The sequence below is a fragment of the Pirellulales bacterium genome, from assembly GCA_035656635.1.
Taxonomy (GTDB): Bacteria; Planctomycetota; Planctomycetia; order Pirellulales; family JADZDJ01; genus DATJYL01.
The window spans coordinates 1-21,281 of sequence record DASRSD010000031.1; the positions used below are offsets into that span (position 1 = coordinate 1).

A 21,281-nucleotide genomic window follows, 5' to 3' on the forward strand; every position below is an offset into this window, starting at 1 on the left:
GTCTCCGTGGTTATTTCAGATTCTTATTTCGCAGGCACAATGCAGTCTTTGCCCATCCATTTGCGGAGTACTTCGGGCACAATCACGCTGCCGTCGGGCTGTTGATGGTTCTCTAAGATGGCGATGATGCCGCGGCTAATGGCCACGGCCGTGCCGTTGAGCGTGTGGGCAAAGTGCGTGCCCTTTTCGCCTTTGTGCTTGAAGCGAATGCCCAGCCGCCGGGCCTGATAATCGGTGCAATTGCTGGTGCTGGTCACTTCGCCGAATTCGCCGCTTTCGCCGCGGCCAGGCATCCACGCTTCCAAATCGAACTTGCGATAGGCCGGGCCGCCCAAATCGCCGCTGGCCGTGTCGATCACTCGGTAGGGAATGCCCAGGCCGTCGAAAATTTCGCACTCCAGGCGGCACAAATCATCCAGCATGTCGTTGCTCTGCTCCGGCAGCGTGAAGGCGAACATTTCTACCTTCGTGAATTGATGCACTCGGTACAGGCCGCGCGTCGCCTTGCCATGGGCACCGGCTTCGGTGCGATAGCAATGGCTGATGCCGCACATTTTGATGGGCAACTGCTCGGCTTCCAAAATGGTGTCGCTCAATAAACCGCCCAAGGTAATTTCCGCCGTGGCCACCAGGCTGAGATCAGTCCCGTCGACACTGTAAATTTGCGTTTCCGGCCCGCGGGGAATGAAGCCAATGCCTCTGAGAATTTCGTTGCGGGCCAAATCGGGAGTGATGGTCGGCGTGAAACCTTCGCGCACCAATTTATCCACCGCGTACTGCTGCAGCGCCAGCTCCAACAGCACGGCGTCATTTTTGAGGAAGTAGAAACCGTGGCCGGTGACTTTTGCGCCCCCGTCGAAATCAATGAGGTTCAATTTTTCAGCCAGCGCCACGTGATCGAGCGGCTTGAAATTGAATTTCGGCAGCGGCGTTTTGCCGCGCTGCACTTCACGGGCGGCATCCTCGCCACCGATGGGGGCATCGGGATGCGTGAGGTTGGGGATTTGCCGCAGGATGTCGTCCCCTTCGTCGGCAATTTTTTTCAATTGCTCGCCGGCGGCCGTTACCGAATCCCGCAGGCGGCGCCCTTCTTCCTTGCGGGCTTCGCGCTCCGCCGGGTCTTTGGCCTGGCCGATCGATTTGCTGACCGCATTGGCCTGCTGGTTAAGCTGCTCGATGCTCGCCTGCACCTTCCGCCGCTCGGATTCATTGGCCAAAAAGCGATCGACATCGGCTTTTGCCCCCCGTTTGGCGCAATTCTCCTTCACGATCGCTGCATTTTCAACAACAAACTTTCGATCCAGCATAGTAACTCAATGTGAATTGTTTTTTTCGCGCAGAGGCGCAGAGGTCGCAGAGTAAATTCAGGTGAAGGTCCGAAATATCATCGTTTTTTGCAGCTAATTTATTTTCTCTGTGTCCTCTGCGCCTCTGCGCGAAAAATTATTTCGTTTTCACCGCCGCCAACTCTTGCCATAGGCGAGCGCTAGATTTTATGCCCCGGTGAAAATCGGCCAAGCAAAATTTTTCGTTCGGGCTGTGCGTGTTGTCGTCGTCCAAGCCCCAGCCGAGCAACAGCGTATCGACTCCCAGCTTTTTGTGAAAGTCGGAGACGACGGGAATCGATCCCCCTTCGCGCATAAATACCGGCTGTTTTCCAAAGCCGTGCTCAATGGCGCGGCTGGCTGCGGCCACATATGGACTTTCCAGCGGCACCACCACGCCGGGCGCGCCGCCTAAATCGATCAGCTCCATCGTCACGCCGGCCGGACACAATTTCCGCACATACGCTTCCAGCGATTGGCTGATTTTTTTCGGATCCTGATTCGGCACCAGGCGGAAGCTGAATTTGGCGCTCGCCTTGGCTGGCAAAATGGTTTTCGCTCCTTCGCCTTGGTAACCGCTGGTCAGCCCGTTGATGTCGAAGGTGGGCCGAGCGGAGCGCCGCTCCAGCGTAGTGTAACCTTCCTCGCCGCCGACAGCGCTGACGCCAATTTGCTTTTTGAACTCCGCTTCATTAAACGGCAGCGACGCGAATTGCTTGCGTTCCAGATCGGTTAGCGGCAAAACATCGTCATAAAAACCGGGCACAGTGATGCGGCCATGTTGATCGACCAAAGCCGCCATGATTTTCGCCAGCGCCACGGCCGGGTTCACCACCGCCCCGCCAAAGGTGCCGGAATGTAAATCTTGCTTCGGGCCAGCGAGGCGCAATTCGAAATACGCCAGGCCGCGCAAGCCATAGGTGATGGCCGGCTGACCGGGGCCAAACTGGCTGCAATCGCTGATCACGGCCACATCGCAGCGCAATTTATCCGCCGCGCTGTCGATGAACGTATACAAATTCTCGCTGCCGACTTCTTCTTCCCCCTCGATTAAAAATTTCAATTGCACGGGAAGCTGGCCGGCGGTTTTCAGCCAGGCCTCCGCACTTTTCACGTGCGTGAACATTTGCCCTTTGTCGTCGGTCGCGCCTCGGGCATACAGGTTGCCGTTACGGCGCGTGGGCTCAAACGGCGGCGAAATCCACTGATCGAGCGGATCGGGCGGCTGCACGTCGTAATGACCATACACTAACACCGTGAGCGCACCGGGCACCGGAGGCGATTCGGCATAGACGAGCGGATGTCCGGCCGTTTCGATTAATTCGGCCTTCAACCCCATCGATTGGAACTGCTTTAACACCCAACCAGCGGCACTGCGCACGTCGGGTTTATGCTTGCTATCGGCGCTCACACTGGGAATGCGCAGCAACTGGCACAGTTCGTCTTCAAAGCGGCCGGAATTGGCGGCTAAATAATCGTCGAGATTGGGCATTCTTGCTTCCCGTTTTCGTTGCTACCACGTTGCCCTTGGCAAGGGACAGCCGCAATAATACTCTGTGAAGGGCAAAAGCGCCTATTGGGGCGCTCGTTGGTTTGGAAATTCCGCTCGCGGGCAGTAAGGACGATTTGCATGGCCGCCGAAGAATCTGCTGCTGCCGCTGTCGCTGAGGCCCCGGCTGTCGAAGTCGCGCCTAAAAAATCGGCCGACAAAAAGAAAAAGCCCAAGCGGCAGCCGCCGTACAACGTCATTCTGTGGAACGACGACGACCACAGCTACGCCTACGTCATCAACATGATGCAAAAACTGTTCGGCCACCCGATCGAAAAAGGAATGCAACTTGCCACGGAAGTCGATACGCAAGGCAAAGTGATTGTGCTGACGACAACCCGCGAACATGCCGAACTGAAGCGCGACCAAATTCACGCCTTCGGCAAGGACGATTTAATCGCCGGCTGCAAAGGCTCGATGTCGGCCAGCATTGAGCCGGCGGAGTAGCGCGAGTGGGGAATGGGGAATGTCGAATGGGGAATGCGGAATGACAACCACGGCAACGCTCCTTGATCGCACTGCGAATTCCGGCCCTCGCCTGCGCACTGTTACGCTGGGTTGCAAAGTCAACCAGTACGAAACCGAATTCGTGCGGCAGGCGCTGGCCGGCATTGGGTATCAAGATGCAGTCGGGAATGAGCCAGCCGATTTGTGCCTCGTCAACACGTGCACCGTTACGCACGAAGGGGATTCCAAAAGCCGGCAAACCATTCGGCAACTGGCGGCGCGCAACCCCGGCGCCCGGATTGTGGTGATGGGCTGCTATGCGACCCGCGCCCCGGAGGAAATCGCCGCACTCCCCGGGGTGGCCGAAGTGGTAACCGATAAGCGCGAACTGCCCGATCTGTTGGGCCGCTTCGGCATTGTGGATGTGCCCACGGGCATCAGCACCTTTGCCAACCGTCAACGAGCGTACGTGAAAGTGCAAGACGGCTGTTTGCTACGCTGCAGTTTTTGCATTATTCCCCAAGTGCGGCCGCACTTTGCCAGCCGGCCGGTGGCGCACATTTTGGACGAAGTGCAGCGGCTGGTGGCCAGCGGCTATTGCGAAATGATTCTGACCGGCATTCATTTGGGCCACTACGGGGTGGAATGGAATCGCGACCGGCCAAAACAAAGCTGGATTCGCCTGGCCGATCTGGTGCGTCAAATCGCGGAGCTGCCGGGCAATTTCCGCGTGCGGCTTTCCAGTATTGAAGCCACGGAAGTTACACGGGAGTTAATTGCGGTGATGGCCGCTTATCCCGACAAGGTTTGCCCGCACTTGCACGTGTCATTACAAAGCGGATCGGATGAAATTTTGCGCCGCATGCGCCGCCGCTGGTGCTCCAAGCGAATTATCGATCGCTGCCGGCTAGTGCAGGCCACGCTCGACCGGCCGGCGCTCACGACCGATGTAATCGTGGGCTTTCCTGGCGAAACCGATGCCGATTTTGCAGACACGCTGCGAGTGGTTCGCGAAATCGGCTTCTCCAAAATCCATCAATTTCCGTTCAGCCCACGACGGGGCACGCCGGCCGCAGAAATGGCGCAGCAAGTGCCGCCGAGTGTAAAAACGGCTCGGCTGGAACAACTGGCGGCAGTGGAAACCGAACTGCAGGACCGCTACTACCATTCTCTGTGCGGCCTGCGATTGCGAGTGCTGATTGAATCGCTCCTTGCCGATAAACCTGGCTTCATGGTTGGCACCGCCTGCCGCTACGCCCCCGTGGAATTGCCCGGCGACGTTTCCATGCGGAAGCAATTTGCCGATGTGCGTGCCGGCAGCGTGGTCAGCGGCCGGATTCAGGCGGAATCGCCCGACTGATACCGTCGGGCGATGTGCAAATTGTCCCACTCCCCGGTTTTGCACAAAATCGGTCTGGAACGGCCTGCGGCCATTCGTTACACTTCCACCCCATTTTTATAAGAATCCGGCGGCATCCCGCTTCACACTCGTGAGCTCGCCCCGTCGATATTGGCCGTCTCTAATTTCATGGTCCCAGGACCAATCGCCATGAACCGTTCACGCAAGCTTTTATTTTTTCAACGCTGGGCGGAAATTACGCCCCTTGTGCTAGCACTTGCGGCGTTGGCTTGGGTCATTGCCTGCGCCGCCCCGCGCGCTGCCCAAGCGGCCTCGCCGTGGGACACGCTATTGCCATTTAAAAAGATCGACGCGGCGCAGGGCAACAGCTATCCCATCGCCCAAGCGAACGGCCCGTGGATGATTTTGGCGTACACTTTTCGCGGCGATAAATCGAGCGAGCAGGCCCAGCAGTTGGTGTACGAGTTGCGTTCCAAGAACCGGCTGCCGGCTTACAGCTACGAACGAACGTTCGATTTCACTAAGCCGGAGCGCGGGCTGGGATTCAATCCCGACGGCACTCCCAAAATGATGCACTATCAGCAAGGGGGCGTGATCAAGGAAACCGCGGTGCTGGTGGGAAATTTCGACACCGTCGATGACCCGGCCGCGCAATCGATGCTCAAAAAAATCAAAAAGCTGCAACCGGCTTCGATTCATCCCGACCAAATGTTTCCCGCCGGCGACGGCCCCCAAAGCGGCGACAGCAGTAAAACAGCTCCGATGCGGCTGGCCATGGTAGTGACCAATCCGCTGCTGCCGAAGGAGTATTTCTCCGGCAAAGGGGTCGACAAGCTTGTGTTGGACATGAACAAGGACGTGCCCAATTGCCTGCTCGATTGCCCGGGCCGGTTTTCGATATGCATCGCCACGTTCACGGGCTCGGTGGTCATCGATCAAAAGAAAATTGCCGAAGCGGAAAAAGGCAAATCGATTCCCGATCATTTGGTGGAAGCTGCGGAGAAAGCACACAGGCTGGCTGCGTGGCTGCACTCCAACCAGTTTGGCAACCGCATGTGGGACGCCTACGAATTCCACGATCGTGACCGCAGCATCGTTTGCGTGGGAAGCTTCGAGCAGTTGGGCACGGTCGGGGCCGATGGCAAATTGGTTCTCGATCCGCGGGTGCAGGAAATCGTCAATACATTTGGCAACAACCAGGCACTGACGGTTGGAGCGATGCAGCCGACGGGCAAAGCGATTGACGTAAACTATCCGGCCGGAACGCCAGCCAGCGTGCGCAAAGCGCCAGATTTGATTTTGCTCGATCTGGCTCCCAAGCCCATCGAAGTGCCGCGGCGCTCCATTAGCGCCGATTATCAACGGGCAATGCACGCTAAGCTGTAGGCGGAAGACAGCGAGCAGCGGGCGGCAGACAGCGGGCTGCAAGCGTTAAGCCGCAACAGGTGAAAAACATCGCTTGCCAACTCTTGTTGAATTGCTTGCAATCCACTAGCTTGATTTAGGCTTGAGATTGCTCTCTCCGCATATGCTTTCCTTCGCACGGTCGGCTGCCTCCCGCCGGCAGCTTGCTCCTCATGCAACTTGTTCTCGGCACGCATAATCGCAAAAAAGGCTTGGAACTGGCCGAATTGCTCGAGCCCTGGGGCTTTCAGCTCCAAACGCTGGCCGATTTTCCCAACGCGATTGAGGTGGTGGAAGATGGCGAAACCTTCGCCGCCAACGCTGCGTTGAAAGCTTGCCAGCAGGCGATGCATCTCCAAAGCTGGGTGCTTGGCGAAGATAGTGGTTTGGCTGTCGATGCCTTGGGCGGCGCACCGGGAGTTTATTCCGCCCGCTTTTCCGGCGCCGGCGCAACCGACGAATCGAACAATCGCTTGCTGCTGGAGAAACTCGGCAAAACGCCGCTGGAAAAGCGCACGGCCCATTATGTGTGCCACGCCACCCTGGCAGATCCCCAAGGCCACATTCGGGCCGAAGCGGAAGGCTATTGTCACGGGCGAATTCGTTTTGAAGGCGCCGGCGCCGGGGGCTTCGGGTACGATCCGCTGTTTGAAATTGTGGAATATCATCGCACGTTCGGCGAGCTTGGCCCGGCGGTAAAAGCCGCACTCAGCCATCGCGCCCGGGCCATCCGTCAGCTTATTCCCGCCATGCTGCGATTGGTGGATAATGGGAAGTGGAAATAAATCTGCCATCCCACGCCGCGCCATGTCCCAGGGCACTTCTAAAATTGCGATCGCTTTATTGGTCATCGGTTACTTCGTATTTGCCGCGGCGGTTTTGGTGGCCATGTTTATGGTACATGAAAGCATGGTGCCCGCCCTTAGCACGCCGCAATCGCAGGCGGATTGGAACCAGTGGCGGACCGAAGCGGCGCAACAAGACGGCACTCACGGGCCAGTGCAGCGTGTGGTGCCCAAAAGCCCCGAGCCGCCGCTATTGGTGCTGTTGCGAGATTATTTCCCCGCTTGCGTGGTCGGCGTGCTGATACCACTTTCGGCGCTGTATGCGGTCATCGCTTGGATGACCTGCGGCGTTTTGCGCCAGGCGAAGGAACAGGCCGCTTCCCGATCTGGCGAGCGGGGCTAAGCTTGGCCCCGCTCTCGATTGGCTACCAAGCACGCCACCTTGTGTTCGGCGCCAGCCAATGGCGGATCGATGGTTTGGCAAGGCGGTTCGGCAATGGGGCAGCGATCGACAAACCGGCAGCCCGGGTACACGCGGTCCGGCGAAGGGACATCGCCAGCCAGAACCGTCCGCCGCCGCTCTCGTTCCACGGCCGGATCGGGAATAGGCACTGCCGACAGCAAGGCCTTGGTGTAAGGATGCAATGGCTGGCGGTAGAGTGTGGCCGCATCGGTCAATTCCACGATGCGTCCCAAATACATTACGCCAATTCGGTCGGAAATATGCCGCACCACTGACAAATTGTGCGCGATGAACACATACGCCAATCCCAACTGCCGCTGCAAATCGGTGAGCAAATTAATCACCTGCGCCTGAATGGAAACATCCAGCGCCGAAACCGGCTCGTCGCAAATAATCAATTTCGGGTTGACCGCAAGCGCCCGGGCAATGCCAATCCGCTGCCGCTGCCCGCCGGAAAATTCATGCGGATAGCGGTTCAAATACCGCGGATTGAGGCCGACCATATCGAGTAGCCGCAGCACTTCCAATTTGCGCCGCTTGGGCGGATGCAGGCGAAAAATGTGCATCGGCTCCGCGACAATGGCTCCCACCGTCATCCGCGGATTGAGCGACGCAAACGGGTCCTGAAAAATCATTTGCATTTGCCGCCGAAAAGGCCGCATGCGGGCATCGCCCAGCTCGTCGATCCGCTGGCCTTGCCACAGCACTTGCCCACTGACTTGCACCGCGGCGCCGCTGGAATGGAGCAAATTCAAAATCGCCCGAGCCGTGGTCGATTTTCCGCAGCCCGATTCGCCGACCAGGCCGAGCGTTTCGCCTGCCCGGACCGTAAAGCTCACTCCATCAACCGCCCGAACAAAGCCACGCTCCTTGTGCCACATGTGTCCACGATGAAAGGGGAAATACACTTTCAGATCGCGCACTTCCAAAAGCGGGTCTTGGCCGGAAGGAACGATTGCCGCTTGCGGGTTAGTAAGTGTGCTGGACATGTACGTCCTACGTGTTTTGCAACGCTTGGGTTGCTTCGAGGCAAAGCCGCTGGGCCTGTGCCATCGTTGGCGCTTCGGCAATGGCACGCACAATGGGTTCCGTATTGCTGCCGCGGACCAACAGCCATTGATCGGGCCAATCTAGCCGCAGGCCATCTAAGCGATCGGCCTTTGCAGCTTGAAAATGCCGCTGAAGTGCATTCAACCCCGCGGCCAGATTTTCCTTGGGCAGCGAAATTTTCGTTTTGCAAATTTCGTAGCGTGGCAGTTCATCGGCCAAGGCGCTAACAGGCAATTCGCGGGCGGCCATAGCATCTAAAATTATCGCCATGGCAGTGAAGCTGTCGCGCACCAGCACTACCCGCGGATCAATCACGCCGCCATTTCCCTCGCCGCCGAGCACTGCGCCGTGCTTGAGCATGGCATCGATGACATTAGCTTCGCCCACCGCCGAGCGAAAAAACAGCACGCCGTATTTTTTGGCCAGATCTTCCGTCATGCGGCTCGTGGAACAATTGGTCACGACCGGCCCGGGCCGCTCGCCCAACACGTGATTCACGCAAATGGCCAGCGTGTATTCCTCGCCGAGGTACCGGCCATTTTCGTCGATGACGGCCAGCCGATCGGCATCGGGGTCTTGGCAAAAACCGATATCGCATTTGTGCTCGACGACTTTATTCAGCCCGCTCGCCAAATTCTCTGCCGTCGGCTCCGGCGGATGTGCGAATTGTCCATCCGGTTCTCCGCCCAGCAGCGTTATCTGGCATCCTAAGTGTTGCAACAGTAAATTACCGAGGACGCTCCCCGCCCCGTGATTGGAATCGAGCAGCACACGCACGCCCCGCTGACGAATGCGGGGAACATTCACGGTCGCCAATGCCAGTTCGAGATGTCGCCCCCACGAATTTTCTAAGCGCTGTACTTTCCCGAGCGGCAACGGTGAATTTGGCGCCGAGTTGCTCTGGCGGTAACTGTGCATTACTTTTTCGCCCATAGCGGCGGGAATGACACGCCCCTCGGCAGAAAACAATTTCAATCCATTCCACTCGGGCGGATTGTGGCTGGCGGAAATTTGAATTCCGCCGGTGGGCGATTTCATCTGACGCACCAGCACGCCCGTGGTCGGCGTGGCGGCGACACCGAAATTGACGACTTCGCGCCCCAATTTCGACAAGCCGGCCGTCAAAGCCTCCAACAGCATCGGACCGCTTGCCCGGCCGTCGTAAGTCAGCACGATGGGCCCCGGCGGCAGCGTGGAAGCGAAAGCGGCGGCATAGCGCACGGCCACTTCCGGCGTCAGGCTTTCGCCCACGATGCCACGCAACCCGGAAATGCTAATGATCGGCTCGGCCATTGGAATTTTTGTTCGCTTTTAGCCGCGTCGCTGACGACACGATTGAAATTGCTTCTGGCGCCAATTGTACCGACGCCAGGCAAAGTTTATAAGGAATCCAGGAATCCAGGAATTGCAATTGCTGTTCGATTCACGAGCATATGGCGGTAAATAACTATGTCGACGTTCGATCTTACCGCGGCGCTGGCGCAGCTTGATCAGGCTGCCGCCGCAAAGCAACTGACCGCCGATTCCGCCGCCATGATTCGCCGCTGGCTGACCGAGCCGCGCTATGCCGATTACACCGCGGAAGTGGCCGCCCAAATTGCGGCCGGCCGGTGGAAAGAACTGGACGATGTGTTTTGGACCGTCATTCCGTTTGGCACAGGCGGGCGGCGCGGGAAAATGTATCCGGTCGGCTCCAATGCCATCAACGATCGCACCATCGGCGAAAGCGCCCAAGGAGTGGCCGATTATGTGGCTGCTTATTTAGCCCCCGGTGAATCACCGGGGGCTAACTGTACGAAACCGTCCCTTTCCTGCGCCATCGCCTACGATACGCGCCACCGTTCACGTCACTTCGCCGAGTTGTGTGCCGAAGTGATGGTTGCCGCCGGGTTCAAAGTGTTTTTCCTCGATGGCTTTCGCAGCACGCCGGAATTGTCGTTTGCCGTGCGGCACACAAATTCCAGTTGCGGCATCATGGTCACGGCCAGCCACAATCCGCCCAGTGATAACGCCGTGAAAGTCTATTGGGCAGGTGGCGTGCAAGTATTGCCGCCGCACGATAAAGCAATTATCGATCGCGTGATGAATGTCGACGTAATCCGCCGCAAACCCTTTGCCGAGGCGCTTGCTGCCGGCCAAGTGGTGTATTGCCAGGACGCAGTTGATGCTGCCTTCATTGCCGCCGTACATAAACAAGCGCTGCCTGGCCCGCGGCAATTAAAAATCATTTATTCCCCTTTGCACGGGGTCGGGGCATCGGCCGTATTGCCGGCGCTCCAGGCCGATGGATTCCAAGAGGTGGAGTTGTTCGCCCCGCAGGCCGAGCCCAATGGCGATTTTCCAAACGTGCCGGGCCACGTAGCGAATCCGGAAAATCCCGCCGTGTACAACAGCATGATCGAGCGCGCCCAGCAAACTGGCGCCGACGTCATCCTGGCCAGCGATCCCGATTGCGATCGCTTAGGCGCCGCGGCCCCGTTAACCATGCAGAAGGCAGAAAGCCGAGGGCAGACAACGGAGGCAAGCGACCAATTAAATTCCCCATTCCCCATTCCCCATTCCCCATTCAATTCTCAGTGGAAGCCGTTCACCGGCAATCAACTGGCCGCGCTATTAGCCGAATACGTTTTGGCAGCCCGCAAAAAAGCCGGCACGCTTTCGCCCCAGCACTATGTTGTGAAAACACTCGTGACAACCGAAATGGTTCGCCGCATTGCCGAGCACTTTGGCGTGCAAACGCACGGAAATTTGCAAGTAGGCTTCAAGTGGATTGGGCAAGAAATCGATGCCGCTGGGCCCGAGCGGTTTGTGTTCGGCTGCGAGGAATCGCATGGTTATTTGGTGGGCACGCATGTTCGAGATAAGGATGCCGCGGTGGCCGCGATGCTGCTGGCGGAATTGGCCGCCGCCTGCAAGTCGCAGGGAAAGACGCTGCACGAGCAACTCGATGCCTTGTATTGGCAATACGGCTATCACAGCGAAATTCAGTTTTCGCTGACGATGTCCGGTGCGGCCGGCATGCAAGATATGCAAAAACTAATGGCCCGCTTTCGGTCCACCCCGCCAACGCAATTGGCAGGCATTCAAGTTCGCCGGATGCGAGATTACCAATCGCTGACGCAATTCGCCCTCGGCCAAGCGCCGGAAAAATTTTCCGGCCCGCCGGGCGATATGGTGATGCTCGATTTAACTGCCGCCGGAAATTACGTCGCGGTACGCCCCTCGGGCACGGAGCCGAAAGTGAAGTTCTACATGTTCACGTTTGCGCCCGCCGAGCAAATTGCCAACTTAGACGACACTAAGGCCGAGTGCGCCGCACGCCTGCAAAAAATGCAGGCCGATCTTTCGGCCTTCGCCGGCAATGCCTGATTTCATTTTGGCGAACAATTTTTGGGTGGCCGGGGTCGAAGCCGCCGAGCCCCCGGAAGCCTGGGCACTGGGGCTCACTTCGTTGACCCCAGCCACCCTAGTGGAATCGATATGCCACGCAACAGAAAATCACTTTGCTTCTGGCTTAGCCGACGAATTGCCTGCCAGCAGTTTTTCAATTTGCTTCGCTAAATTTTTGCCGTCGCCGACCAGCGCAATTTTGCCGTCCTTACCGACGAGAAACACCATCGGCAGCGATTGAATTTTGTACTTCTCGGCCAGCGGAAATTGCAGTTGGCCGTCTTTTTCCTCACCGACAAGGTTTACCCAGGGAAGCTTCTCTTTGTCGAGATAGCTATTTAAGGCAGGAATGTCTTCGTCCAAATTTACGCCCACCACCTCTAAGCCCTGTTCGTGATTTTGCTTGTAAAGTTTTTTTAATTCCGAAATCAGCTCCGTACTGGGCGGATGTTGACTGTGCCAAAAATCGACGACAATTACTTTGCCGCTGTATTGGGCCACGTCGAATTTACCACCCTCCGCGGTCGTGCCAGACAATTCCATCGGCTTGCCAGCCCACTGGGCTTGCTCAGCATCGGGAGTGACCGCACGAAGAATCTTTTTCCCGTAACGGGAAAACACAGGATCGTTGCTGGCGGCAAATAATTGGCCGAATTCGATCAGCCACTTGGTGGCCGTGGCGTCATCTTTCAAACGATTGATCACGCGCACCGTGGCCGAGGCAATCCGCAGATGCTTGGCGTCCAACTGCTGTCCCTTCAGCGCCGTTTTAATTTCCTCCAGCAGCGCCGGCAGCTTATCGGGGCTGAGGTCGTCGGATTTCAATACGCGCTGTTCCAAGACATAGAAAGCGGCATCGGCGGCAATTTTTTTATCGGCATCGGAGGCGTATTTAGCAGCCCGTTCTCCCAATTCTTTATCTGCGTCGGCGTTCCCATCGCTGTCGGCTTCTTGGTGCAAACTGTCTAACAGCGTGATTACGGCAAAGGTCCGCAGGCTGCCTTTGGGATCGGTATCCAAAATCCGCTGAGCCGCCACGGCCATCCCCTCCGCAAAGCCGGGCCGACCACGGATTGAATCGGGGGCTTCTTGCATCCGCTCGATGTAGGCTTGCAAATCTTCGACCGACATTCCCGTGCGCGGAAGATACGGATTGCCCTTGGGCTTCGATTTTTCGCTATTCGGACTCGCCTGGGCCGATTTTTCCGAGCTCGTTTTGTCTGAATTCGATTTCTCGGGGCTCGATTTTTCCGGGGTGGCTTTGAAATCGGGCGAACTGTCATCTGCCCGGGCGGCTAAAATGGGAATCGCCAGAACCACGGCGAGCGTAAACATGGCTGCAAATTTCGCCGGTGTAAAATGTCGAAACATGGCTGCGCTCTCCGGAAGAATGGGTCGGGCGACAATGTCGCAATTTTCCGCCACCGCGGAAAGCCGGTCAAGCAGAGCGTGCCCAAATCGACCCGGCACGCTAAACTTTCTAGGTGGCCAATCCCGGCCGCCGTGAAGGATTTTTTGTGGAAAACATGCCCAACCATTCCCCAGCCGACTCTGAACTTCCGGCCGAGACGCCGGCGAATGCCGCTGCCGGTGGCTTCGATGCCGCGCTGGCCAAAGTTCGGGCGTTTCCCACCACGCCCGGCGTATACCTGATGAAAGATACCGCCGGCCGAGTGATTTATGTCGGCAAGGCGAAAAACTTGCGCGCCCGGGCAGGCAGCTACTTTTTGAAGGCGGCCGCCGAGGAGCGCCGCACGGCGGAATTGGTGCGCGAAATTCACGATATTGATTTTCTTGCCGCCGACAGCGAAGTCGACGCCCTGCTGGTCGAAGCCCGATTAGTGAAGGATATTCAGCCCAAATTCAACCAGGATCTCAAAGACGACAAAACTTTTCCGTACCTGGAAATTTACACTCGGGAAGATTTTCCGCGGATTGAATTCACGCGCGAGCCCGCCAGCCGCGGCACCAAGCTGTATGGACCGTTCGCCAGCGCCGGCGGCTTGCGCGGCGCCATTCAAGTATTGCAAAAGATTTTCAAGTTCCGCACGTGCAGCCTGGATATTGACGATGGCGACGAAAAATGGCGCTGGTTCCGGCCGTGCTTGCTGGCATCCATCAACCAATGCACCGCGCCGTGCAATTTACGGATTTCCAAGGAGGATTACGGCCGCGACATTCACCGCTTGCGGATGTTTTTGGAAGGAAAAAAGAAGCAATTGCTCGACGAAATGAAATCCGAAATGCAACAGGCAGCCGCCGATTTGCGGTTCGAAAAAGCCGCCCGACTGCGAGATGAAATTCATCTGCTGGAAACGCTCGATAATCGCGGCGAGCTGGACGAAAACGTGCAGCCGGAGGTGTTTTTCATCGATCCCAAAAAAGGATTGGCCGGCCTGAAGAAAGTGCTCAAGCTTCCCGGTACGCCGCGGACCATCGAGGGCGTGGACATTGCTCATTTGGGCGGCGACGAAACCGTGGCCAGCTTAGTGCAATTCATCGATGGCTTGCCGTTCAAGCCGGGCTACCGGCGATTTCGCATTCGGGGCGTGCCAGGAATCGACGACTTTCGCAGCATCCACGAAGTGGTGGCCCGCCGGTTTGCCAAGCTGCACGACGAAGCCGAAGTGTTTCCCGATCTGCTGCTCATTGACGGCGGCAAAGGGCAATTGAGCGCGGCGGTGGCCGCATTTACCGAATTGGGAATTCAGCCCCCCACGCTAATATCCATTGCCAAACGGGAAGAAGAGCTCTTTTTGCCAGGTCAGGATGAACCGCTCCGTCTGAGCCGCCATTCGTATGCTTTGCGGCTGTTGCAATATGTGCGCGACGAAGCGCACCGCTTTGCCCAGCATTATCACCATTTGCTACGGCGGAAATCGACGCTGGGTGAGTAACATCGCCGGAGTTGGTCAAAAAATGACCAACCTTGCTCGATGCTGTCGATGGTTGAAATTTTTTCTCGCGAAATCTCGCTGATTTGCGTTTGAAATTGCGTATGCCGCAGGTTTTTTATCGGCGTGCGAGAAAAAGGGCGACGGCATCTTCCGGTAATAGAGAATTTTTTGCTCCAGGGTACTTGTCAGGTTCAATACGCTTGCTAAACTGTCGCCGCCGTGGGAAATTAACCCATTATTGGTTTTAAATTGCCAAATAAATGGGGAACATACCCAATACGTGATTCAACTTTTTTGAACGGACTCGTGCCTGGACCATGGTTTCGGTTCATCCCTTCCATGCCTGCTCCGCGAGAATTTTTACAAGGGGAATTTACCCGCACGCTCGACGAGCGGTTTCGGCTATCCATTCCACAGGAATTGGTCGACGCCTTGGCGGCGCACGGATCGGACTATGTGTTGGTCAAGGAACGTGCTGGCTGCCTCAGCCTGTGGCCGCAGGCCGGCTGGCAAGAGCGGCTGAAATCGGCCGTCGATTTGCTGCAAGCCAAAATGAAAGCGGGCAAATTGGAAGGCAAGCTCGCGGAAGTGCAATCGCTTGGACGCATGCTTTCGACGCGGCACAAGGAGGTTCAGGTGGCGGGCCGCGGTCGATTGCTTATTCCCGAAGGCTTTCGCGAATTCTTGCAAGTGGCGCCCGGCGGCGAAGTCGCCATAGTGGGAGCCGCCGTGTGTGTCGAAATTTGGAATCCCGTCGCTTGGCGGAATCATTTAGAAGCTCAGCTGCCAGGCTTCCAGCAATTGTTCGATCAATTGACGAGCTAAAACTGCACCCGGTTTTGTCGCAGCCGGGAATCGCAACTCACAAGCAACCGCTGCCCTGCAGTTTAGTTATCGCCCTGCGAAGTTACCGTTCTGCCCGCAACGCCATGCCCGGTACGAAGAGGAACCCAGATAATCCCTGTCCGTGTCACCCGGTCGGGAATTAAGTTTCCAGGGATTGGGCTCGTTGGCACGGATGCCAATTTTCCTTTCGCCGGGCATGGCTCTTTTTGTGAGCGCGGAATGCAGGTTAGAGTTTCAGAAGCGTATATCCTGCTCGGGGAATCACTAACTGCGATTGACCAAGTAGTTCTCCACCGCCAGTCATGGCACCCGGGTCTCACCCGTGCCCAATACGGTGGTTATTCAAGATTCCCACATTGAACACATCGATTTCCAGCTTCTCGTCAATGTACCACAAGCGGTTCACGGTTGGAGAAACAGTCGGTCACCGATTCGGTAGTGATATTCCCAAGCGTCATGTGGATTTGCTGCTCCACCATGGCGCGATACTTGCCGCCTTTGGACATCAGTTCCGCATGAGTTCCAGTTTGGCTGATACGGCCGTTTTCAATAACGACGATCAAGTCCGCACGCGAGATGGTGCTCAATCGATGGGCGATCACGAAACTGGTTCGGCCGCGCATCAGACTTGTTAGGCTTTGCTGAATAAGTCGCTCGCTGTCCGTATCCAAATTGCTGGTCGCTTCATCGAGAATCAGTAGTTTGGGGTCCGCCAGGATTGCGCGGGCAATGGCTAGTCGCTGCCGTTGGCCGCCGCTAAGTCGCACGCCCCGCTCGCCAATCAATGTTTGCAATCCGTCGGTCATGCGATCGATGAACTCCGAAGCATTGGCGGCATCGGCAGCCGTGCGGATTTCGTCAGCAGTTGCATCGCGTCGCGCATAGGCAATGTTCTGAGCAATCGTTCCGTCGAACAGAAATACATCTTGCTCAACAATTCCAAGCAACGAGCGGAACGATTCAACTTCATAGTCGCGCAAATCTCGCCCATCCAGGGTCACGCGACCGGACTGTGGATCATAAAAGCGAGCCACTAAATTGCTGAGCGTCGTTTTTCCGGCGCCGCTGGGGCCGACCAATGCGACCGTCTTGCCCGCCGGCACCGAAAGGCTGACGTCAGTCAGGGCCGGATGGTCGGAGCCGGGGTATGTAAATGACACATGCTCAAGTGCAATTTGCCCGACAATCAAATGATGATCGGCTTTCAATGAATCGGGCGTCGACGGCATCTCGCGAGATTCCCCCAACAGATCGAGCACCCGATCCAATCCGCTAAGGCTGTTTTGAAATTGCGTCGCACTCTGTGCCAGCGTGGCAAGCGGTTCCAGCAGCATCAATAAATAAACCAAAAACATCATCAGATCGCCCACCGTCATGTGACCATCGAGCACGCGCAATCCGCCGTAGAAAAGCAGCCCGGCGCTAGCGATAGGAATCAAGACCGCCCAGACCGTTTCGACCGCCCGCATCCACCACCATGCGTACAGTTCCTGGCGAGCCATCAGATTATTTTCGGTCGTGAACCGAGCCGCCTCGCGTTTTTGCCGGCTGAAGGCGCGCACGATTCGCATGCCGGCAAAAGATTCGGTAGCACTGGCGTCAATCTGCTCTCGCTGCTTGCGAATCACACGGAATTGAGGCCGAATGTTGTTGATCCATGCGCGATGAGTGATGAACACCGTCGGCAGCAGCACGATGGCGCCCAAAAGCAGCGTCCAATCGACCCAAGCTAATATCGCAAGGCTGCCAGCAAGTTGAATGATGGCCTGCCAAGGATTGAACAGCATGCCGAACATTAACTCGCCCACCGCGCCGCCGTCTTCCCGCAGGATCGAGGCCACTCCACCGGAACGAATTTCTTGAACACGATGCAGCGGCAATCGTACGGCATGTTCAAACACCCGACGGCGAAGGTTCAACTGAATTTGCTTGGAAATTTTGGTCGCATACCAGCGCCCCCAAACCTGAATCACAATCTTAACCAGCGAGATCAACGAAACCGCCAACACCGTCATCAGCAATAGCTGTTTCGGATCGGAAAGCGATGGAAACCATTTCAGCCAACGTTCAGGCACCGGTTTGTGATTCAAGCCATAATCGATGATGAACTTTGTTCCCGCTGGCGGCAGCAGTCCAATCAGGGTTGCAACCGCCGCTGACGTAAGAATCCAAAATGTTTGTAGGCGATAAGGGATTAGCAATCGAAGGAAGTGCCAGGCAAGTTTAGCGGCCGAACGCACTCGATCTTTTGCGTTGCGGGAATTGCCGGACGAATGAATTCCACCTGTTGGCAGATCCTTTTGCTTGACTTTCTGACGATATTGTTCAAATCGTAAGCGACTGGAATTTGGCGGATTTTCGCCGGTTGGCAGCAATGGCGCGGCAAAGGATTGATTAGCCGATGTTTCTGCCGAGTTTTTGTGCATGAACTAATTGTAGGCGGCTCCGGAATCAAGTCGAGGCATTCAAGCCAATTCCATATTTGGGACATGGCCCAATCGCTTAATTGCCTGTCGCCGACGGAGGGCTCGGCAAGTTATTTCCGTCAGTGGGAAGAATCTTGATTTGATCTTTATTTTCGAAATTAATTTGCAGCCGATGCACCCAAGTGGCGAGCTATTGTCCAAGAAATGTCGGAGCGCGTGAATTTGAACGTGATCTCGAAAATGGTTGGTTTGCTGGCCCTCGTCGTCGTAAGTGCGATGGGCCACCAATCTTCGGACCTTTATGTCTGTAAACTTATCTCGTCTATCAAAACGCCGGCAACTCGTAGCGAAGGAGCTTCACGGCGTAGTAGCGATTAGCCTCTGGGTGAAATTACCACGAACTACGATTTGTTGGCCGGTTCGCTCTGCATCGTCACGTACGCCATTCGCAGTTGGTGCAACAAATCATCAAATAATGCCGATTCGTCGGCGGTGCGGTTGCCGGCGGTTTTTTCTTCCAGCATGCCCAGCGTGTCGATGTAGTGCTTGGCTTGTTTCAAGCGTGGCTCGGTTTTGCCCGAAATCGGGTTGGGCACTTGCCCCAGTGCAATCATGGCTTGGGTAGCCAGCGTGGTGCACAAAAAAACAAGCGAAGCGGGGGGCAAATCGAAGTCCGGCAGTTCGGGCGAATTCGATTCGATTGAAGATTGATTCTCGGCGGAGCCCGAGGCTATGGGAGCGCTCGAAGCTGTCGCCGGCATATTCTCAGGGGCATGTCCCGATTTGGCAGCTTCCTTTTCCGCCTGAACCTGCGTTTTCCAATCTTCGTCGATAATAATTTTTGACTTGTCGGAATCGTTGCTCATGGCAGCTTATTTGGTAGCTCATGCATCCCCATTCCACATCCCCCACTCGACATTGTTTTCACCCCGTGGTGGTCCATTGCCCCGTGGCATGTTTTTCCACGGCCGCGCCCACAAAGCCGGCAAACAATGGATGCGGTTCCGTCGGCTTGCTCTTGAATTCCGGATGAAACTGCACCGCCACAAACCAGGGATGCTCGGGCAGTTCGATAATCTCGACCAGCGAATGGTCGGGGCTGGTCGCGGCCACTAGCATGCCGTGCGCTTCGAACTGCGAACGGTAGGCGTTGTTGAACTCGTAACGATGCCGGTGCCGCTCGGAAATGGTTTCCGAACCGTAACATTGCAGCGATTTGCTGGCCGGATCCAAATGTGCTTCCTGGGCGCCCAGCCGCATGGTGCCCCCTTTGTCGGTGATCGTTCTCTGCTCGTCCAACAGGCAAATCACCGGATGCGGCGTGTCTTTATTGAACTCGGTCGAATGGGCAGCCGTCAGCCCCGCCACATTCCGGCCAAATTCAATGACCGCGCACTGCATTCCCAGGCAAATGCCCAAAAACGGAATGCCGCGCTCGCGGGCAAAGCGAATGGCCTCCACTTTTCCTTCGATGCCGCGCTCGCCAAATCCGCCGGGCACCAGCACGCCGTCGAAGCCGGAAAGCAACCGCTCCGGGCCTTCGTGCTCAATCAATTCGCTTTGAATGCTTTGTATGCGCACTTGCGTCCGATGATGAATGCCGGCATGATCCAGCGCCTCATAAATCGATTTATAGGCGTCACGGTGCTCGGCATATTTGCCCACGACGGCAATGGAAACCTCGTGCTCCGGGTTGCGCAACCGAAACAGCAAATCGCGCCAGTCGTCAATTTCGGCGGGCGGAGCGCTCAAGCCTAAGCGACGGCAAATAAAATCGTCGAGCTTGTTTTCCTTGAGGCTCAGCGGCACTTCGTAAATCGAGAAATCCTTATCCCGCTCCTCGATGACCGCCTCGATCGGCACGTTGCAAAACAGCGCCATTTTCTCGCGATCTTCCCGCGAAAGCGCTCGTTCACTTCGGCAAACCAATACATCGGGCTGAATACCAATTTGCCGCAGAAGGCCGACCGAATGCTGCGTGGGCTTGGTCTTCAATTCGCTGGCCGCCTTCAAATAGGGAACCAGCGTGAGGTGAATGTAGAGGCAGTTTTCCTTGCCCACATCGAGCGAAAATTGGCGAATGGCCTCCAAAAACGGCTGGCTTTCGATATCGCCCACCGTGCCGCCGATTTCGGTAATGACCACGTCGACCGTGTCGTCGGCCAGTTTGTGAATCACGCTTTTAATTTCGTTGGTGATGTGCGGAATGACCTGGACGGTTTTGCCCAAAAACTCCCCGCGCCGCTCCTTGTTGATGACGCTCAGGTAAATTTGGCCGGTTGTGTAATTCGAATCGCGCGTGAGCGGGCTGTGCGTAAAACGCTCGTAATGGCCCAAATCGAGGTCGGTTTCGCTGCCGTCATCCAGCACGTAGACTTCGCCGTGCTGGTAGGGGCTCATGGTGCCGGGATCGACGTTGATGTACGGATCGAGCTTTTGCATCCGCACGGCCAGGCCACGGCTTTCTAAGAGCAGCCCGATGCTGGCGCTGGTTAAGCCCTTGCCGAGCGAACTAACGACCCCGCCGGTCACAAAAATGTGCTTACTCATGGCAAATTCCATTGCAAAGAAATTATATTGCGTCCTGCATCCACGGCTCAAATAGAACTCATCACCCTGCGGCTCGTCAATTGGTCCGCAAAAATCGCTGGAAAATGGCAGCGCATACGCTCAGGATTTGTGAGCATCGGTTTCCACAATTTTGATTTGCTTGGGCGAGTCAACTTTAATCTCAAACTTTTTCGCGGAATCTTTATCCTTCTGATAGACCAACACTTTGCCCGTGACGCGAACTTTTTTGTCTTTGAAAAAATCCGCGGGCTTTTCCGTCTTGGAATCTTTTTTGAATTCGCTGAGTCCCTTGGCAGAAATGACTGCGGTAAAGGCGCCCGGATCGTTAAAATCGCTGCTGGAATTCAAAAAGCATATTCCCGTGCCGAGCTCTCGTGCGTTCACCACCTGAAATTCCACAACGACGTCTTTTCCCTCGTAATCTTTGGCTTCTTCCGGCTTGATGACTTTCAAATCAGCCGCGCCTGCATCGGCTTTGGCTGTATCGCCGCTAGGGGCATCGGCGGCCAAGCTAATGGCTGCGGCGTAGATCGGAATCATCACCGCCACGAAGCTCGAAATCAGCGCGGATCGATAGCTGCCGCTCATACGGATACTCCTCGGAAAGAATGTAACCGGACCGCAAAGCCCGTGAAACCAGCCAATTGTATTTTCGATTGCGGCGGGCGTTTTAACAAGCCTCGCAAAATTACGGTGGTCGCCTAATTTGAAAAATGTAGTGGCGTCTGTCCCCAGACGCCTGCTGTTTTCTCGAACAAAAACGGCTGA

Annotated in this window: 17 protein-coding genes; 8 read left to right on the top strand and 9 right to left on the bottom strand. The window is 56.3% G+C overall.

Features of this window, described 5'->3' with window-relative positions; all coding sequences use genetic code 11:
* Nucleotides 1–23: 23 nt before the first annotated feature.
* Nucleotides 24–1,307, bottom strand: coding sequence for a serine--tRNA ligase (gene serS / locus VFE46_02280; GenBank protein ID HZZ26809.1), 1,284 nt, complete (start codon nucleotides 1,305–1,307; stop codon nucleotides 24–26).
* A 136-nt stretch (nucleotides 1,308–1,443) separates the two neighbouring features.
* A complete protein-coding gene (locus tag VFE46_02285) occupies nucleotides 1,444–2,817 on the bottom strand; it encodes a dipeptidase (protein ID HZZ26810.1) in 1,374 nt (457 codons plus the stop codon).
* A gap of 138 nt (nucleotides 2,818–2,955) precedes the next feature.
* Between VFE46_02285 and VFE46_02290 the strand changes: the two genes are divergently transcribed.
* From VFE46_02290 to VFE46_02310, 5 genes are all read left to right on the top strand, one after another.
* Nucleotides 2,956–3,321 (top strand): ATP-dependent Clp protease adaptor ClpS, encoded by a 366-nt coding sequence (locus tag VFE46_02290; protein HZZ26811.1) that lies wholly within the window; start codon nucleotides 2,956–2,958, stop codon nucleotides 3,319–3,321.
* Between the two features lie 40 nt (nucleotides 3,322–3,361).
* Nucleotides 3,362–4,681 carry a tRNA (N(6)-L-threonylcarbamoyladenosine(37)-C(2))-methylthiotransferase MtaB gene (gene mtaB, locus VFE46_02295; protein ID HZZ26812.1) on the top strand — a complete coding sequence of 440 codons (1,320 nt, stop codon included), beginning with the start codon at nucleotides 3,362–3,364 and terminating at the stop codon, nucleotides 4,679–4,681.
* 189 nt (nucleotides 4,682–4,870) lie between these two features.
* On the top strand, nucleotides 4,871–6,067 hold the full coding sequence (locus VFE46_02300) for a hypothetical protein (GenBank protein HZZ26813.1): 1,197 nt from the start codon (nucleotides 4,871–4,873) through the stop codon (nucleotides 6,065–6,067).
* Nucleotides 6,068–6,258: 191 nt separating this feature from the next.
* Nucleotides 6,259–6,870 (top strand): non-canonical purine NTP pyrophosphatase, encoded by a 612-nt coding sequence (locus VFE46_02305; GenBank protein ID HZZ26814.1) that lies wholly within the window; start codon nucleotides 6,259–6,261, stop codon nucleotides 6,868–6,870.
* Between the two features lie 22 nt (nucleotides 6,871–6,892).
* Nucleotides 6,893–7,273, top strand: coding sequence for a hypothetical protein (locus VFE46_02310; GenBank protein HZZ26815.1), 381 nt, complete (start codon nucleotides 6,893–6,895; stop codon nucleotides 7,271–7,273).
* Here VFE46_02310 and VFE46_02315 read toward each other — a convergent pair.
* A complete protein-coding gene (locus VFE46_02315) occupies nucleotides 7,270–8,322 on the bottom strand; it encodes an oligopeptide/dipeptide ABC transporter ATP-binding protein (protein HZZ26816.1) in 1,053 nt (350 codons plus the stop codon). The two genes, VFE46_02310 and VFE46_02315, sit on opposite strands and share 4 nt — an antisense overlap.
* 7 nt (nucleotides 8,323–8,329) lie before the next feature.
* Nucleotides 8,330–9,676, bottom strand: coding sequence for a phosphoglucosamine mutase (gene glmM, locus VFE46_02320; protein HZZ26817.1), 1,347 nt, complete (start codon nucleotides 9,674–9,676; stop codon nucleotides 8,330–8,332).
* Between the two features lie 156 nt (nucleotides 9,677–9,832).
* Here glmM and VFE46_02325 point away from each other — a divergent pair, with 156 nt between their 5' ends.
* Nucleotides 9,833–11,752, top strand: a complete 1,920-nt coding sequence (locus VFE46_02325) for a phospho-sugar mutase (protein HZZ26818.1) — start codon at nucleotides 9,833–9,835, stop codon at nucleotides 11,750–11,752.
* 129 nt (nucleotides 11,753–11,881) lie between these two features.
* On the opposite strand, the gene VFE46_02330 is transcribed toward VFE46_02325, so the two are convergent.
* Nucleotides 11,882–13,144, bottom strand: a complete 1,263-nt coding sequence (locus VFE46_02330) for a TlpA disulfide reductase family protein (GenBank protein ID HZZ26819.1) — start codon at nucleotides 13,142–13,144, stop codon at nucleotides 11,882–11,884.
* 113 nt (nucleotides 13,145–13,257) lie between these two features.
* Here VFE46_02330 and VFE46_02335 point away from each other — a divergent pair, with 113 nt between their 5' ends.
* Together VFE46_02335 and VFE46_02340 are read left to right on the top strand one after the other, a co-directional pair.
* A complete protein-coding gene (locus VFE46_02335) occupies nucleotides 13,258–14,670 on the top strand; it encodes an excinuclease ABC subunit UvrC (GenBank protein ID HZZ26820.1) in 1,413 nt (470 codons plus the stop codon).
* A 339-nt stretch (nucleotides 14,671–15,009) separates the two neighbouring features.
* Complete coding sequence (locus tag VFE46_02340; protein HZZ26821.1) at nucleotides 15,010–15,495, top strand: division/cell wall cluster transcriptional repressor MraZ; 486 nt, start codon at nucleotides 15,010–15,012, stop codon at nucleotides 15,493–15,495.
* Between the two features lie 404 nt (nucleotides 15,496–15,899).
* Here VFE46_02340 and VFE46_02345 read toward each other — a convergent pair whose 3' ends face one another.
* The 4 genes from VFE46_02345 to VFE46_02360 form a co-directional block, all read right to left on the bottom strand.
* Nucleotides 15,900–17,942, bottom strand: coding sequence for an ABC transporter ATP-binding protein (locus VFE46_02345; protein ID HZZ26822.1), 2,043 nt, complete (start codon nucleotides 17,940–17,942; stop codon nucleotides 15,900–15,902).
* A gap of 401 nt (nucleotides 17,943–18,343) precedes the next feature.
* Entirely contained in the window at nucleotides 18,344–18,808 is a 465-nt protein-coding gene (locus VFE46_02350; protein ID HZZ26823.1) for a DUF1844 domain-containing protein, read from the bottom strand.
* 58 nt (nucleotides 18,809–18,866) lie between these two features.
* The gene (locus VFE46_02355) at nucleotides 18,867–20,492 is read right to left on the bottom strand and encodes a CTP synthase (protein ID HZZ26824.1); all 1,626 of its coding nucleotides are present in this window, start codon (nucleotides 20,490–20,492) and stop codon (nucleotides 18,867–18,869) included.
* Between the two features lie 120 nt (nucleotides 20,493–20,612).
* Nucleotides 20,613–21,101 (bottom strand): hypothetical protein, encoded by a 489-nt coding sequence (locus VFE46_02360; protein ID HZZ26825.1) that lies wholly within the window; start codon nucleotides 21,099–21,101, stop codon nucleotides 20,613–20,615.
* Nucleotides 21,102–21,281 lie beyond the last annotated feature (180 nt).

What these genes read in the sequence shown, in the direction of transcription:
- glmM (HZZ26817.1), bottom strand. Translation starts at nt 9,676, where the DNA reads ATGGCCGAGCCGATCATTAGCATTTCCGGGTTGCGTGGCATCGTGGGC.
- VFE46_02315 (HZZ26816.1), bottom strand. Translation starts at nt 8,322, where the DNA reads ATGTCCAGCACACTTACTAACCCGCAAGCGGCAATCGTTCCTTCCGGC.
- VFE46_02355 (HZZ26824.1), bottom strand. Translation starts at nt 20,492, where the DNA reads ATGAGTAAGCACATTTTTGTGACCGGCGGGGTCGTTAGTTCGCTCGGC.
- VFE46_02305 (HZZ26814.1), top strand. Translation starts at nt 6,259, where the DNA reads ATGCAACTTGTTCTCGGCACGCATAATCGCAAAAAAGGCTTGGAACTG.
- VFE46_02300 (HZZ26813.1), top strand. Translation starts at nt 4,871, where the DNA reads ATGAACCGTTCACGCAAGCTTTTATTTTTTCAACGCTGGGCGGAAATT.
- VFE46_02285 (HZZ26810.1), bottom strand. Translation starts at nt 2,817, where the DNA reads ATGCCCAATCTCGACGATTATTTAGCCGCCAATTCCGGCCGCTTTGAA.
- VFE46_02310 (HZZ26815.1), top strand. Translation starts at nt 6,893, where the DNA reads ATGTCCCAGGGCACTTCTAAAATTGCGATCGCTTTATTGGTCATCGGT.
- serS (HZZ26809.1), bottom strand. Translation starts at nt 1,307, where the DNA reads ATGCTGGATCGAAAGTTTGTTGTTGAAAATGCAGCGATCGTGAAGGAG.
- mtaB (HZZ26812.1), top strand. Translation starts at nt 3,362, where the DNA reads ATGACAACCACGGCAACGCTCCTTGATCGCACTGCGAATTCCGGCCCT.
- VFE46_02360 (HZZ26825.1), bottom strand. Translation starts at nt 21,101, where the DNA reads ATGAGCGGCAGCTATCGATCCGCGCTGATTTCGAGCTTCGTGGCGGTG.
- VFE46_02290 (HZZ26811.1), top strand. Translation starts at nt 2,956, where the DNA reads ATGGCCGCCGAAGAATCTGCTGCTGCCGCTGTCGCTGAGGCCCCGGCT.
- VFE46_02350 (HZZ26823.1), bottom strand. Translation starts at nt 18,808, where the DNA reads ATGAGCAACGATTCCGACAAGTCAAAAATTATTATCGACGAAGATTGG.
- VFE46_02340 (HZZ26821.1), top strand. Translation starts at nt 15,010, where the DNA reads ATGCCTGCTCCGCGAGAATTTTTACAAGGGGAATTTACCCGCACGCTC.
- VFE46_02345 (HZZ26822.1), bottom strand. Translation starts at nt 17,942, where the DNA reads ATGCACAAAAACTCGGCAGAAACATCGGCTAATCAATCCTTTGCCGCG.
- VFE46_02325 (HZZ26818.1), top strand. Translation starts at nt 9,833, where the DNA reads ATGTCGACGTTCGATCTTACCGCGGCGCTGGCGCAGCTTGATCAGGCT.
- VFE46_02330 (HZZ26819.1), bottom strand. Translation starts at nt 13,144, where the DNA reads ATGTTTCGACATTTTACACCGGCGAAATTTGCAGCCATGTTTACGCTC.